This window comes from Stenotrophomonas sp. 05N423, from assembly GCF_056397145.1.
On record NZ_JBFTMV010000006.1, the window covers coordinates 1 to 14728 of the forward strand.

Here is a 14728-nt window from a genome sequence, read left to right on the forward strand (position 1 = left end):
AAATACTCTTAGCTGCAGATGTTCAACCACTGGCAACGTTTCGCTTGCTTTACAAACTACTCATTGCTTGATCAAACGTCTGCAAGATGGACAGTCATCCACTCCTGCAGGCGCCTTCACAAGATACCTGCGCATACTTTCAAAGAACTTGGAAAGCGGCCTCAGCGCCAATTCCCAGTGCCCGACGTTTCCGTCCGAGCGAGCCGCCCATTATAGCCGGCCTTTCCGCTTCGTCAACACCTCGTTTCGAGGCGGACTCCGCTGCTTCAACCCCAAACCCGAAGGCCTTTCGTCGAAGCGAGCCGCCTATTATGACAGGCTTTTCGTTGCCGTCAACACCCTCTTTCGAGGAAGTTGCCGCTGCTTCGTGGTCCCTGTCACCGAAGTGACCGGCGCCGTGAAGCGAGGGAGCGAATTCTAGACATCTTTGTGAAATGTGCAATCACTTTTTGCGGCAGAGCCGCAAAAAGTCCGCTGGCGCCAGAATCGGCAAGGGGTAGCGCCGGGCAACGCCGGCTGATCGTCCCCGGGACGCCACCGCGAGGCTGCCACTTCCTTATAAGCTGTGGGTGCAGCAACGGGCGGCTGGCGTTGCCGCTGGGCCACAATGCGGGCTCTTCCCCGCCTCCAGCCGCACGATGACCGATCCCGTACTGCGCTCGTTCTCCCTCGATCTCTCCCTGCCGGCCATCGTCGCCGGCTTCATCACGGTACTGGTCGGTTTCGCCAGTTCGGCGGTGATCGTGTTCCAGGCAGCGCAGGCGGTGGGAGCCGGACAGGCCGAGATCGCCTCCTGGATGTGGGCGCTGGGCATCGGCATGGGGGTCACCTGCATCGGCCTGTCGCTGCGCTACCGGATGCCGGTGGTGACGGCATGGTCCACGCCAGGTGCGGCGATGCTGGTGGTCGGTGCCACGGCGCTGCCGCTGTCCGATGCGATCGGCGCTTTCGTGCTGGCGGCGCTGATGGGAGCGCTGGCCGGCTTCTCGGGCGTGTTCGAAAAGGCGATGCGGCGCATTCCGGTGTCGCTGGCCTCGGGCATGCTGGCCGGCGTGCTGCTGCGTTTCGGGCTGGACGTATTCGTCTCGGTGGGCACGCAGCCGTTGCTGGTCCTGGCCATGTTCGCCACGTATCTGGCAGGACGCCGCCTGTTCCCGCGCTACGCGGTGATCGCGACCCTGCTGGTGGGCGTGACGATCGCCGGCAGCCAGGGGCTGATGCACATGGAGCAGGTGCGGCTGCAGCTGGCGCGACCGCTGTTCACCTTGCCGACGCTGTCGTGGGCGGCCGTGTTCGGCATCGCGTTGCCGCTGTTCATCGTGACCATGGCCTCGCAGAACGTGCCGGGCGTGGCGGTGCTGAAGGCCTCGGGCTACGACGCGCCGATATCGCCGGTGGTGGGCTGGATCGGTGTGGTCAACACGGTGCTGGCACCGTTCGGCGGGTATGCGCTGAACCTGGCGGCGATCACCGCGGCGATCTGCATGGGCCGCGATGTACATGAGAACCCCGCGCGGCGTTACCCCGCCGCCGTGAGCGCGGGCGTGTTCTACATCGTGATCGGGCTGTTCGGCGCGACGGTCGCAGCGGTGTTCGCCGCCTTCCCGAAGGAGCTGATCGCCACGCTGGCCGGCATCGCGCTGCTCGGCACCATCGGCAACAGCCTGGCAGTGGCGTTGAAGGACGAAGGCGAGCGCGAACCGGCGCTGGTGACGTTCCTGGTGACGGCCTCGGGGCTGTCGATGGCCGGGATCGGGTCGGCGTTCTGGGGGCTGGTGGCGGGCGTGGTGGCCATGCTGGTGTTGCGGCGACCCGCCCGCTGACGTTTCGATATCAATGCCGCCCCGGCCCTCTCCCCAACCCCTCTCCGCGCCCCGGCCCACACCAGCGGTGTGGGCGCTCAACCGCACGCGCGCCGATGGCGCGCAAGCCGTGCGGTTTCGCCCCGGTGGGAGAGAGGCTTCAAGAGCCAGCGCTACAGCGGCTTGACCTCGAACACCTGCTTCAAGGTGTGGCGCCCGCCCGGCGCCAGTTCGATCAGGTCCGGGCCGACGTTGCCGGCTTCGACGCAGACATAGTTGCGCCAGCCCGCACCGATGTCGTCCATCTTCGCGGCGGCTGCTTCACCGGCGTTCCAGACGACAGCAGTCCGGCTGCCTTCAGTGGCGATGTCGATGCTGCGGCCGAAACCCGGATCACGCAGCACGTAGTGGCCGCGCGCCTGCGTGTAAATGCGATCGCTTCGGCCCGGATCGCGCGGGTCGCGCAGGTTCCAGTCGCCCTGCTGGACGTGGGCATTGCCGCCGTCGAGCTTGTCCAGGTAGGTCAGGCCATCCAGTCCGGTCACGTCGACCTTCAACGCGTCACTGACATTGAAATAATTGTGCAGTGCCTGGGTGAAGACGGCCGGCTGGCTGCCGGTGTTCTCGGTGAGCAGTTCCTGTTCCAGCGTGCGGCCGATGCGCAGCTTCATGGTCAGGCGCAGCGACAGGCCTTCCAGCGCTGGCGGCGCCAGGGTCAGTACCACGCTGCCATCGGCTTCGCGCTGCGCGTCGCGCAGCTCCCACGGCACGGTGCGCACGAAGCCGTGCGACGGCACATCGTTGCCCTGCCCCTGTTTCGCGAAGTACGGCCAGCACACCGGGCTGCCGCCACGGATCGGCGTGGGCGGCTGCCTGGCAGCGGGCGAAAGCCACATCACGTCGCGTCCGCCCTTGGGTACGAACGACAGCAGCTGGCCGCCGAACACGCTGATGGCCGCGGTGGAGAATGGCGTTTCCACCTTCCAGGCGGTGAAGCCGTTGAAATCGCCTGTACTCAGGCCCTGCACATCCTTCATCGAAACCCCGCTCCTTACGATGGCTGACTGGACGAACTGCGGATGGTCGGCAGGCAGCCGGAAGACCGTGGGTATCGCCGGCCGCGCATCGCGCAAGGCCTGCAGGATACGGGTACCGGCGCGACCATCGGCGTTCTGCCAGCCCAGCCGCTGCTGCTCGATGCGGATGGCGCGACGGGTGGCGTCGCCGACCATGCCGTCGGCGGCGCCGATGGCGTGGCCGCGCGCGAGCAGCAGGGCCTGCAGTTCACGCCGCTCGTTGCGGCCCAGGCCGGGATCGTCGGTAGGCCAGGCGGCGCTCAGACCATTGCCACCACGCAGGCGGTCGGCCAGGGTGGCGATGGCCAGCGCATAGCTTTCGGCCGCGTTGTAGGAATAGATCGCATCGTAGTTGCGGAACACCAGCAGCGCGGGGCCCTTCGCGCCAGCCGGCAGCAGCAGCGCGGCGGCGCTGTCGTCGGCCATCGCCGCGACCTGCAGCGCGCCGCCATCAATCCGGGTGACGCCCAGCGCGCGCCAAGCGGCGAGCGGCCGGCGCTTGGCGCGCCCGGCCAGGGTGGCATCGAAACCGGCGGGAATACGTACCTCGACACCCCATGGCTGGCCGCTGCGCCAGCCCGACTGCTTGAGGTAATTGGCGGTGGAGGCCAGCGCGTCGGGGATGCTGGCGACCAGGTCGCGACGGCCATCGCCGTCGCCATCGACCGCGATGCGCGCGTAGGTGGACGGCATGAACTGGGTCTGGCCGAAGGCGCCGGCCCACGAGCCGGTGAGGCCATCGGCGGCAAGGTCGCCACGGTCGATGAGCTTGAGCAGGGCCAGCAGTTCGCCACGGAAGAACGGCTGGCGGCGGCCATTACAGGACAGGGTAGCCAGCGATTGCAGCAGGGGGCGCTTGCCGGCGATGCGGCCGTAGTCGCTCTCCACGCCCCACACCGCGACCACGGTGGCCGGATCGACGCCGTACTGGGCGGCGATGCGGTCGAGCAGTTCGCGATGGGTGGCAAGCAGGGCGCGGCCATCGGCCACGCGCTGCGTATCCACCAGGGCGGCGAGGTAATCCCAGATCGGCGTGGTGAACTCGGGCTGGGCGTCGAGCAGCGGCAGTACGCTCATGTCCGGCGCAACGCCGGCGAACAGCCCGTCGAAACGTTCGGCGGCCATGCCCTGGGCGATGGCCGCGTCGCGCAGGCCGGTGCCGCAGCTGCCGAAATCGGCGATGGCGGCCTGCGCCGACGGCGCCATGGCGAGCGCACAGGCCAGGCTCAACGCTGGCAGCATCCGGATCGATTTCATGCAACGGCTCCCTGCGACGCCACACCATGGAACGAAGTCCGATGATAAGAGGCAGCGCTCGCGCCGTGGGAGTTCAGGCGGGCTGCAGCAGGCGCAGGCCGAACATGCGCGCGGGCGCATCCCAGGCCGCGCGTACCTGCAGGCCAGCGGCGGCAGCCATCGCGGCGAACTGCGCATCGTCGTACTTGTGGCTGTATTCCACATGCATGGCTTCGCCGCGCTCGAACCCGAACGCCTGTCCAGCTACATGCACAACCTGCGCGTGGCGGCTGACCAGGGACGTCTCGATGCGCCGCCACGGGACGACGTAGCAGGCGCGATGGGCGAAGCCGGACAGGTCGAAGTCGCTTCCGATCTCGCGGTTCAGGCGCGCCAGCAGGTTGAGGGTGAAGGCGGCGGTGACGCCGGCCGCATCGTTGTAGGCGGCCTCGATGATGGCCGGATCCTTGTCCAGGTCGATGCCGATCAGGGCCAGCCCGTCCGGCCCCATCGCCTGGCGCATCCCGCGCAGGATCGATACCGCCGCTGCTTCGGTGAAATTGCCCAGCGTCGACCCCGGAAAGAACAGCAGCGTGCGCCACGCCGTGCGCTGCGATGGCGGCAGGGCCGGCAACGCGGTGAAATCGGCGCATACGGGCAGCATTTCGATGGCGGGAAGCGCCACGGCCAGCGCGCGGACGCTGTCCAGCAGCGCGGTGCGCGAAATCTCCACCGGCGTATAGGCCACCACGTCCTGCAGCGCCTGCAGCAGCAGCCGGGTCTTGCGGCCGCTGCCACTGCCGTATTCCACCACCCGCGCCAGCGGCCCGACCTGCGCGGCGATCTCCGGCAGCGCCTGCCGCAACAGCTCCAGCTCGGTACGGGTGAGGTAGTACTCCGGTTGCCGGGTGATGCGCTCGAACAGCGCCGAACCGCACGCGTCGTAGAAATACTTGGACGGCAGCGCACGCGGCCGCGCCGACAGTCCGGCGAGCACGTCGGCGGTGATGCTGGCGCGGTCGGGACGGTGGTCGATCAGCCCCTCCAGCAGCGGGTCCGGCGCGCCCATCTCAGAGGTCCCTGGCCAGGCGCAGGCCGGCGAACTGCCAGCGCGCCGCGGGCGGGAAGAAATTGCGATAGCTGGCGCGCACATGCCCGGTCGGCGTGGCGCAGCTGCCGCCACGCAGCACGAACTGGCCGCACATGAACTTGCCGTTGTATTCGCCGGCGCTGCCCGGAAGCGGACGGAAGCCGGGATAGGCGCCATACGCGCTGCGGGTCCATTCCCATACATCACCGAACAGCTGTCGCGGCACGCCCGGCTCCGCGACCGGCGCAGCCGCCGGATGCAGCAGGCCGGTGTCCGCGAAGTGACCGGCGGGCGGTCTTGCCGAGGCCGCCGCTTCCCACTCGAATTCGCTGGGCAGGCGTGCGCCGGCCCAGCGCGCGCAGGCATCGGCCTCGAACCAGCTCAAATGGCAGACCGGCGCATCCGGATCCAGCGCGCGCCAGCCGCCCAGGGTGTATTCGCGTTCCAGCGCCTCGTCCCAGTACAGCGGATGGCGCCATTGGCCGACCTGCAGCTGGGCCCAGCCTTCGCTCATCCACAGCAGCGGATCGCGGTAGCCGCCGTCGTCGATGAAGGCGCGGTATTCGGCATTGCTCAGCGGGCGGTCGGCCAGCGCGTGCGCCGGCACCAGCACGCGATGCCGCGGTGATTCGTTGTCGTAGGCGAAGCGCGCATGCGCGGGCCAGGCCGCCGCGCCGATCTCGACGAGGCGCTCGGGACTTTCGATCCACAGCGCGGCATCGCTTGCCTGCGCCGCAGGCGGCGCGGGCAGGTCGTCGCGATAGGCCGGCTGCAGCGGGTTGCTCCACAACGCATGCTTGATGTCGGTCAGCAGCAGCTCCTGGTGCTGCTGCTCATGCTGCAGGCCGAGCACAAGATGACGTTGCGCCTCGTCGTCGAGGGTACCGGCGCGCAGGCTCTGGCCGATGCCGTCGTCGACCTGCGCGCGGTATTCCAGCACCTGCGCCAGCGCCGGCCGCGACAGCAGTCCGCGCTGCGCGCGCGCATGCGCCGGGCCCATGCTCTGGTAATAGCTGTTGAACAGCGACTGCCACTGCGGGTGCAGCGGCCGGTAGCCGCGTTGCCGGCCAAGCACGAACTGTTCGAAGAACCAGGTGGTGTGCGCCAGATGCCATTTGGCCGGGCTGGCGTCGGCCATGCTCTGCACCATCGCATCCTCGGCCGAGAGCGGCGCCGCCAGGGCCATGCTGGCCTGGCGCACGGCGCGGTAACGCTCCGCCAGCGTGGGAGGCGTTGTCGCAGCGCTGGAGGCCTTCAGCAATGCGGCACTGGAAATCTGCATGCCCCGAGCTTAGCCATGCCCGGTTAGCGCGGCGTCATCGGCGCCACGCGGTGTTCAGGCAAGTGCGTCGAGGTAGTACCAGCGGCCGTCCTCGCGCACGAAGCGGCTGTGTTCGGCCATACGCACGGCGCTGCCGCCACCGATGCGGTAGCGGGCGACGAATTCCACGTCGGCGGTATCGGCGCCGGTGACCCGGTGGCGCTTCACCTCCAGGCCCAGCCATTGCGTGCGCTGGCCGGGAGCGTCGTCCAGCGACAGCGTCTGCGGCCGCGTACCGGCATGCCAGGTCGCCAGCAGGTAGTCGACGTCGCCGGTCACGTAGGCGCTGTAGCGCGAACGCATCAGCGCTTCGGCATCGGGCGCGGCCTCGCCGGCATGCCAGCGCGCGCAGCAACGCGCGTATACGTGACCGGAGCCACAGGGACAGGGAGAAGTCGGGGCGATCTGCATGCGCGCATTTTCCCATTCGCGTCGCCCCCGCGACCAGCCGGTGCAGGCGTATGCTGTCGCGCCCCCCGTTCAGGTCCGACCATGCTGGAACTCCTGCCCACCGAACTGCCGTGGCTGCTGGTCATCGCCTTCATCGCCGGGCTGGTGGATGCCGCGGTCGGCGGCGGCGGGCTGATCCAGCTGCCGGGCCTGTTCACGGTGCTGCCGCAGCACACGCCGGCCGCGCTGCTGGGCACCAACAAGTTCAGTTCGGTGTTCGGCACCGGCGCGGCGACGTGGCGCTATGCGCGCTCGGTGCGCTTCCCGTGGCGGCCGGTGCTGCTGGCGGCGGCGACGGCGTTCGTGTTCGCCTTCCTCGGCGCCACCACGGTCAGCCTGCTGTCCAAGGACGCGGTGCGGCCGCTGGTGCTGACGCTGCTGATCGTGATGCTCGGCTACACGCTGGCGAAGAAGGACTTTGGTGCCATGCACCGCCCGCGCGAGGTCGGTCGCCGCGAGCTGGCCATCGCCCTGGCGATGGGCGCGGTGATCGGCTTCTACGACGGTTTCTTCGGCCCCGGCACGGGCAGTTTCCTGATCTTCCTGTTCATCCGCTTCTTCGGCCTGGACTTCCTGCGCGCTTCGGCCGCTTCCAAGGTGGTCAACCTGGCCACCAACGTCGCCGCGCTGTCGTTCTTCATCCCCAGCGGCAACGTGCTGTTGGCCTTCGCCGTGCCGATGGCGGTGGCCAACGTGGCCGGGTCGGTGACCGGCACGCGGCTGGCCCTGCGCGGCGGCACGCCGCTGATCCGCAAGCTGTTCCTGCTGCTGGTGGTGGTGCTGATCGCGCGCATGGCGTGGGATACGTTCGCCGGCTGAACGCGGCGCGGCGGTTTGATCGAACGCAACGCCGCCACCACGGCCGGTGCGGATGATGGTCTCCATGGCGGCCCTCCCTCGCCGCCCTGGAGACCCACCATGCAACTGGATTTTTCCGGCAAGGTCGCCCTGGTCACGGGTGCCGCCTCGGGCATCGGCGAGGCCGTCGCCCGGCAACTGGCGGCCAGCGGCGCGCAGGTCGTCGTCGCCGACCTCGACCGCAGTGCCGCCGAACAGGTGGCGTCCAGCATCGGCACGCCAGCACGTGCGCGCCAGCTCGATGTCAGCGATGGCGACGCGGTGCGGCAACTGGTGGAAGCCACCGTCGCCGAGTACGGCGGGCTGCACCTTGCGGTCAACAATGCCGGCATCGGCGGCGCCAGCCTGCCGACCGCCGACTACCCGCTGGAGGAATGGCACCGCGTGCTCGGCGTGAACCTGCACGGCGTTTTCCATTCGATGAAGTACGAGATCGCCGCGATGCTGGCCGGCGGTGGCGGCGCCATCGTCAACATGGCCTCGATCCTCGGCAGCAACGGCTGGGCGGGGTCCACCGCCTACGTGGCGGCCAAGCACGCGCTGGTGGGCATGACCAAGACCGCGGCGCTGGAGTACTCCGCGCGCGGTCTGCGCATCAATGCGGTCGGCCCGGGATTCATCGACACGCCGCTGCTGGCCGGCATGGACCGCACGGCCTACGACGGCCTGGTCGCCCTGCATCCGGCCGGACGCCTGGGTACCGCCCAGGAAGTGGCGGCACTGACCTGCTTCCTGCTCTCGGACCAGGCCTCCTTCATCACCGGCAGCTATCACCTGGTGGACGGCGGCTTCTCGGCGCGCTGAGCAGTCGCACCTGGTGGGCGAGCGGCGGTATGTGGCCGACGGATGCCGTCCGTCGGCCCGTCCGCGCATTCACTTGTAGGCTCCTAACGAATTGCTTACAAATCGCGCACGCCCGTCATGGTGGCGGGCGAGGTAGTCCGGCAATCCAAGGAGCTTTCCGATGACGTCGTTATCGTTGCATCCGCACCGCCTGACCAGAGCCATACAGCTTTCCCTGTTGTGCCTGCTGCCCGCCATCGCCACCGCACAGGAATCCACCACCGCCCGCACCTTGGACACGATCCAGGTCACCGGCAGCCGCATCAAGAAAGCCGAACTGGAGACCCAGGTCCCGGTGCAGGTACTCACCCGCGAGGCCATCGATCGCACCGGCTACACCTCGGTCGCCGACGTGGTGCAGCACCTCACCGCCAGCGGCGCCTCGCTGAGCACCAAGCTCAATTCCAGCGGCAACTTCGGCTTCCCGCCCGATGGCGGCGGCGTCGGCGCCGGCGCGGCGACGGTGGACCTGCGCCACCTCGGCCCGAAGCGCGTGCTGGTGCTGGTGGACGGCATCCGCTGGGTCAACGAATCCTCCGGCTCGGGCGTGGGCTCGTCGGTGGACCTGAACACCATTCCGCTGGCACTGGTCGAGCGCATCGAAGTGCTGGAGGACGGCGCCTCGTCGATCTACGGCTCGGACGCCATCGCCGGCGTGGTCAACATCATCACCAAGAAGAACGTCGAAGGCGGCCACGTCGAAGTCCAGTACGGCGACTACAACCTCAAGGGCGGCGGCACCACCGGCGTGGACTTCAGCTTCGGCAAGAGCGGCGACCGCGCGCAGTGGGTCGTCGGTGCGTCGTACTTCAAGCAGAAGGAAATCTCCTCGGCCGAGTACAAGTGGGCGCGCGAGCCGGTGCCGGGCACCGGCCTGGCCAATGGCAGTTCGGCCACGCCACAAGGCCGTCTGGTATTCGCCGATCCGGGCGGCAACACCTACAGCATCACCTCCAACACCGGCGTGACCCAACCGCATTTCGATCCCTCCCAGACGGGTTGCGCGCGTACCGACGACTACCACTGCTTCGGTACGCCGGACCGCTTCAATTTCGCCCCGTACAACCTGCTGCTGACGCCGAACGAGCGCAAGTCGGTGTTCGGCCAGGTGCGTTTCGACTTCTCGCCCAGCGTCAGCGGCTGGTTCCGCGGCCTGTACAGCGAGCGCAAATCGGCCAACGAAGCCGCGCCCGAACCGATCTTCCTCGGCACCGATGCCGGCGTGTACAACGACTGGGCCGAGACCAAACTGGTGATCCCCGCCAACCAGCGCTACAACCCGTTCGGTTTCGACCTGACCACCATCGGCCCGGACGCCAACCTGTTCCTGATCGGCCGCCGCCCGGTCGAAGGCGGACCACGCCGCTACGAGCAGGATGTGAAGACCTGGTACGCCGCCGGTGGGCTGGAAGGCAGCTTCGAGGTCAACAGCCGGCCGTGGAGCTGGGACATCAATGCCATGTCCAGCCAGAGCAAGGCCACCCAGACCAATACCGGCAGCTACAACATCAAGCACATCAACCAGGCGCTGGGCGATCCGGCTGCCTGCGCGGCCATTGCCGGCTGCGTACCGCTGAACATCTTCGGCGGCCCGGGCACGATTACCGCGGACATGCTGGCGTGGATCTCGCCGGTGGTGCGCGACCGCAGCAAGAACACGCTGAGCCAGGCCTCGGCCAACATCACCGGCGAACTGGCCGACCTGTGGGCCGGGCCGCTGTCCTTTGCCGCCGGCACCGAGTGGCGCCGCTACAAGGGCGAGTACTACCCCGACCCGATCACCGTGGCCGGCGAGTACAACGGCGTGCCGTCCGGCATCACCATCGGCAGCTATTCGGTGAAGGAGGCCTATGCCGAGTTCGACGTGCCGCTGGCGCGCGGCGGGTTCTGGGGCAAGAGCGTGGACCTGAGCGTGGCCGGCCGCTATTCGGACTACTCCACCTTCGGCGGCACCGGCACCGGCAAGATCGGGCTGCGCTGGCAGCCGGCCGACGAACTGCTGCTGCGCATGTCCTGGGCGCAGGGCTTCCGCGCACCGTCGATCGGCGAGCTGTATGGCACGCTGAGCCGCTTCGATGCGACCCTGGTGGATCCCTGCAACAACGCCGCCTCCACCACACCGAAGTGCGTGGCCGACGGCGTGCCGCCGGGGTACGAGCAGGTCAACCCACAGATCTCGGTGGTCACCTCCGGCAACCGCGACCTGCAGCCGGAGAAGAGCCGTTCGTTCATGGCCGGCGCGGTGTGGAGCCCGGGCTGGGCCGAAGGCAGCAGCTGGGCCAGCAAGCTGGACCTGGGCGTGACCTTCTACCGCCACACCATCGACGGTGCGATCCAGGCACCGGACGCACAGGCGATCATGGACCGGTGCATCGACAGCCGCGACGCGGTGGCCTGCGCCAGCTACACCCGCAACGACCGCGGCCAGATCGTCCGCTTCGAGGACATCCTCGCCAACCTGGGCACCATCAACACCAGCGGCTGGGACTTCACCGCGCATTGGCTGTTGCCACAGGCCGGCTGGGGCCAGCTGGGACTGGACTGGAAGGCGACCTGGGTCACCCGCTACGAGCTGGTCAACGAATCCGGCCAGGCCGAGCCCAGGCGCCCCGGCGTGGAGGTCAACGACAGCTCGATTCCGGAATGGACATCGAACCTGACCGCCAACTGGGACTACCGCAACTGGAACGCGAGCTGGTCGCTGCGCTACGTCGACCGCTTGCGCGAGAGCTGCGCCGGCGCCAATGGCTTCCCGATCTGCACCGACAGCGCGGCCGACCTGCACTGGCTGGGCGCCACCACCCTGCACGATGCGCAGGTCAGCTGGCGCACCGACGCGTGGATGAAGGGGCTGAAGATCACCGTGGGCGTCAACAACGTGTTCGACAAGAACCCGCCGATCTGCCTGAGCTGCACGCTCAACGGCTACGATCCCGGCACCTATGACCTGCCCGGCCGCTACAGCTACGCCAGACTCAGTCTCGATTTCTGAGCAGCAGCACCGCCAACGACAAAGGGAGCCGCAGGGCTCCCTTTGTTTTCCGCCGTGTCGAACCGCGACAAACGCAGTTCGTGCTAATGCCCTGCGTCGAGCTGCACCAGCCGGCGCGCGGCGGCGTCATGCACTTCCAGCAGGTCGGTCCGCATTTCCCAGAGACCGGCCAACAACAGCAATGCCAGCCATGGCCAATGGCGGCGGACCAACGAACGCTGTCTCATCCCAACCTCCTGTCGTCAATGTGTCCATCATGGAACGGGTTCGCAGCGCCGGGCAATGCCGATCCGATGCAGACCGCCCTGCCCTAGCGCAGTACCGCGCCGGCCAAAGCCATCACCACCAGCGCCAGCACCGGCAGCATCGACAGCGCGAAACCCAGCGCGCGGCTGGACGGTGCGTTCACATAGGCACGCCAGTAGACGAAACGGCCGACCAGGTACACAGCACCGACACCAGCCACCCAGGCGGCCGGCCAGAAGCGCGCGGCGACGAACAGCGCCGGCAGCAGCGCGACCATCAACTCCAGGGTATTCATCTGCACCCGGTACGCGCGCTCGAAGCCTTCATGGCCGACCACCGCCGGCGCCTTCACGCCATAGCGGCCGCGCGCGCGTCCGACCATCGCGCCGAAGAACAGGTACTGGACCACGGCCAGCAACGCCACCAGTTCAACGTAATGCATCAGCTTCTCCGGGATATCCGTCGTGAAGGCGTGGAGTGGACGCCGCGGCTGCGGGAGGCCTGGCGCGCGGCTCAGCGCCGCGCGTGGCCCACTTCGATGAAACGCAGGAACTCGGCGCGGGTGCGGGCATCGTCGTGGAAGCTGCCGCGCATGCGCGAGGTCACCATGCTGACGCCACGCTTGTGGATCCCGCGGGTGGTCATGCACTCGTGCGAGCCTTCCACCACCACGCCCACGCCCAGCGGCTGCAGCACGTCCTGGATGACATCGGCGATCTGCGCGGTCATCTTCTCCTGCACCTGGAAGCGGCGCGCATAGGCCTCGACCACGCGTGCCAGCTTGGAGATGCCGACCACGCGGCCGTTGGGCACGTAGCCCACGTGCACGCGGCCGAGGATCGGCGCCATGTGGTGCTCGCAGTGGCTTTCGTACTCGATGTCGCGCAGCACGATCATCTCGTCGTAGCCGGCCACTTCCTCGAAGGTGCGGGCCAGGTACTCGCGCGGGTCGTCGTTGTAGCCCTTGAACCAGTCGCCATAGGCCTCGGCCACCCGGCGCGGGGTGTCCAGCAGGCCCTCGCGGGCGGGATCTTCGCCGGCCCAGCGCAGCAGGGTGCGCACGGCCTCTTCGGCCTGGGCCTGGGTGACGGACGGGTTCTTGGAGTCGGCCATGGGTGACGGCGCCTGGATTTCGGGGGTGGACATGCTACCAGCCGGGTGCTGCCGGGGCACCGGCGGCGGCGGCCAGAAACGACGAGGGCGCCCGCAGGCGCCCTCGTCCATGGGTTCGGTGCCCTGCCCTTACTGGCCCAGCACGCTCTTCACGTAGGCCACGATCTCCGCGTCCTGGGCGTTGTCGAAGAACGCCTTCTGGAAGCGCGCACCGCCGACGGCCTGCTTCACCAGCTCCGGATCGATCGACTTCAGGCCGGCGATGAAATCCTTCGAGGCGCCCTGCTTCACCTGCGCCAGGATGCCGGCGTTGGCCATCTGCGACTCCTTGCGCTCGGCCGGGTAGCCCTGGCCGCGCTCGCCGGCGAAGGCCTTCTCGAAGATGTAGCGGATGTTGATTTCCGCGCCCCAGCCGAAGCCCTTGGCGAACGGCAGCGACAGCGCGTTGCCACTGTTGACCTGGGCGAACAGGAAGGCGTCGGTCGGCTCGATGCAATAGCCGCAGTACACGCCCGGCCATGCGTTGAGCGACATCATCGCGCCCTGGCCGGTACCGCAGCCGGCGACGACGAAGTCCACTGCCTTCGCGTTGAGCAGCAGCGCGGCGCAGATGCCCAGGTGGATGTAGGTCAGGCGGTGGTCGTTGTCACCGTCCATGCCGACGTTGAACACGTCGTGGCCCTGCGCGGCGGCGACGGTGTTGAGCTGTTCCAGCACCACCGGGTTCTTGGCGGCCTGGCTGAATTCCTGCATCAAGGCGATTTTCATTGCATGACTCTCTAGTTCGACAAGGGATTGCGTGGCGCACGGCCGTCGCCGCGCGCCGGGGAATGCCGGATCAGCGCGCCAGCCAGCCGCCGTCCACCGGAATGACCGCGCCGTTGACGTAGTCCGAGGCGCTGGAAGCCAGGAACACGGCGGTGCCGCCCAGGTCTTCCGGCCTGCCCCAGCGGCCGGCCGGGATGCGGTCCAGGATGGCCTTGCTGCGGTCTTCGTCGGCACGCAGCTGCGCGGTGTTGTCGGTGGCCATGTAGCCGGGGGCGATGGCGTTGACGGTCACGCCCTGCTGCGCCCACTCGTTGGCCAGCAGCCGGGTGATGCCGGCGATGCCGCTCTTGGATGCGGTGTAGGACGGCACGCGGATGCCGCCCTGGAAGGACAGCATCGAGGCGATGTTGATGATCTTGCCACGGCCCCGGGCGATGAAATGCTTGCCGGCGGCCTGGCACATGAAGAACGCGGACTTGATGTTGACGTTCATCACGTCGTCCCAGTCCTTCTCGCTGAACTCCACCGCGTCGGCACGGCGGATCAGGCCGGCGTTGTTGACCAGGATGTCCAGCCCGCCCAGGCCCTCGACGGTTTCGCGCACCACCCGCTCGACCGGCTCGATGCTGATCAGGTTGGCCTCGATGTTGAGGAAGCGGCGGCCCAGCGCGCGCACCTTCGCGGCGGTCTCCTCGGCCGGGACGATGCCGGCACCGGCGATGTCGGCGCCGGCGGCGGCCAGCGCCAGCGCGATGCCCTGGCCCAGACCGGTATTGGCACCGGTTACCAGCGCGACCTTGCCTTCGAGGCTGAATGGATTCGTCATGGTGTTCCTCTCCCTGAGCGGTGATACGGAGGTGGGTTGCAGCGTCGCGCCTTGCCTGGCGGGCGATACGGCGCGGCGGTGGCGCAGGTCCGTCCTGGACGGACCCC

At 68.2% G+C, this 14728-nt stretch carries 13 protein-coding genes; 4 read left to right on the forward strand and 9 right to left on the reverse strand.

The genetic code is table 11. The features are described from left to right. Nucleotides 1–638 precede the first annotated feature (638 nt). Entirely contained in the window at nucleotides 639–1823 is a 1185-nt protein-coding gene (locus AC1DGW_RS10915) for a benzoate/H(+) symporter BenE family transporter (protein WP_478022725.1), read from the forward strand. 152 nt (nucleotides 1824–1975) lie between these two features. Here AC1DGW_RS10915 and AC1DGW_RS10920 read toward each other — a convergent pair whose 3' ends face one another. The 4 genes from AC1DGW_RS10920 to AC1DGW_RS10935 all read right to left on the reverse strand — a co-directional run bounded on the left by AC1DGW_RS10920 (nucleotide 1976) and on the right by AC1DGW_RS10935 (nucleotide 6936). Next, a complete protein-coding gene (locus AC1DGW_RS10920) occupies nucleotides 1976–4135 on the reverse strand; it encodes a lytic murein transglycosylase (protein WP_478022727.1) in 2160 nt (719 codons plus the stop codon). Between the two features lie 73 nt (nucleotides 4136–4208). Then, nucleotides 4209–5183: an L-histidine N(alpha)-methyltransferase gene (gene egtD / locus AC1DGW_RS10925; protein WP_478022729.1), complete on the reverse strand. Its 975-nt coding sequence runs from the start codon at nucleotides 5181–5183 to the stop codon at nucleotides 4209–4211. 1 nt (nucleotide 5184) lies between these two features. After that, the gene (egtB, locus tag AC1DGW_RS10930) at nucleotides 5185–6486 is read right to left on the reverse strand and encodes an ergothioneine biosynthesis protein EgtB (RefSeq protein ID WP_478022731.1); all 1302 of its coding nucleotides are present in this window, start codon (nucleotides 6484–6486) and stop codon (nucleotides 5185–5187) included. A 54-nt stretch (nucleotides 6487–6540) separates the two neighbouring features. After that, nucleotides 6541–6936: a YchJ family metal-binding protein gene (locus AC1DGW_RS10935; RefSeq protein ID WP_478022734.1), complete on the reverse strand. Its 396-nt coding sequence runs from the start codon at nucleotides 6934–6936 to the stop codon at nucleotides 6541–6543. Between the two features lie 81 nt (nucleotides 6937–7017). Between AC1DGW_RS10935 and AC1DGW_RS10940 the strand changes: the two genes are divergently transcribed. From AC1DGW_RS10940 to AC1DGW_RS10950, 3 genes are all read left to right on the forward strand, one after another. Then, nucleotides 7018–7794 (forward strand): sulfite exporter TauE/SafE family protein, encoded by a 777-nt coding sequence (locus AC1DGW_RS10940; RefSeq protein ID WP_478022736.1) that lies wholly within the window; start codon nucleotides 7018–7020, stop codon nucleotides 7792–7794. Nucleotides 7795–7893: 99 nt separating this feature from the next. Further along, nucleotides 7894–8637: an SDR family NAD(P)-dependent oxidoreductase gene (locus tag AC1DGW_RS10945; RefSeq protein WP_478022739.1), complete on the forward strand. Its 744-nt coding sequence runs from the start codon at nucleotides 7894–7896 to the stop codon at nucleotides 8635–8637. Between the two features lie 160 nt (nucleotides 8638–8797). After that, nucleotides 8798–11668, forward strand: coding sequence for a TonB-dependent receptor (locus AC1DGW_RS10950; RefSeq protein WP_478022741.1), 2871 nt, complete (start codon nucleotides 8798–8800; stop codon nucleotides 11666–11668). Between the two features lie 83 nt (nucleotides 11669–11751). Here the strand turns inward: AC1DGW_RS10950 and AC1DGW_RS10955 are convergent, their stop codons facing one another. The 5 genes from AC1DGW_RS10955 to kduD all read right to left on the reverse strand — a co-directional run bounded on the left by AC1DGW_RS10955 (nucleotide 11752) and on the right by kduD (nucleotide 14621). Beyond that, the gene (locus tag AC1DGW_RS10955; RefSeq protein ID WP_478022743.1) at nucleotides 11752–11895 is read right to left on the reverse strand and encodes a hypothetical protein; all 144 of its coding nucleotides are present in this window, start codon (nucleotides 11893–11895) and stop codon (nucleotides 11752–11754) included. A gap of 83 nt (nucleotides 11896–11978) precedes the next feature. Further along, nucleotides 11979–12356 carry an MAPEG family protein gene (locus AC1DGW_RS10960; protein ID WP_478022745.1) on the reverse strand — a complete coding sequence of 126 codons (378 nt, stop codon included), beginning with the start codon at nucleotides 12354–12356 and terminating at the stop codon, nucleotides 11979–11981. Between the two features lie 71 nt (nucleotides 12357–12427). Beyond that, nucleotides 12428–13027, reverse strand: coding sequence for a GTP cyclohydrolase I FolE (gene folE / locus AC1DGW_RS10965; RefSeq protein ID WP_478023093.1), 600 nt, complete (start codon nucleotides 13025–13027; stop codon nucleotides 12428–12430). A gap of 129 nt (nucleotides 13028–13156) precedes the next feature. Continuing rightward, nucleotides 13157–13795 (reverse strand): RpiB/LacA/LacB family sugar-phosphate isomerase, encoded by a 639-nt coding sequence (locus tag AC1DGW_RS10970; RefSeq protein ID WP_478022747.1) that lies wholly within the window; start codon nucleotides 13793–13795, stop codon nucleotides 13157–13159. A gap of 70 nt (nucleotides 13796–13865) precedes the next feature. Beyond that, entirely contained in the window at nucleotides 13866–14621 is a 756-nt protein-coding gene (gene kduD, locus AC1DGW_RS10975; protein ID WP_478022749.1) for a 2-dehydro-3-deoxy-D-gluconate 5-dehydrogenase KduD, read from the reverse strand. Nucleotides 14622–14728: the final 107 nt, after the last annotated feature.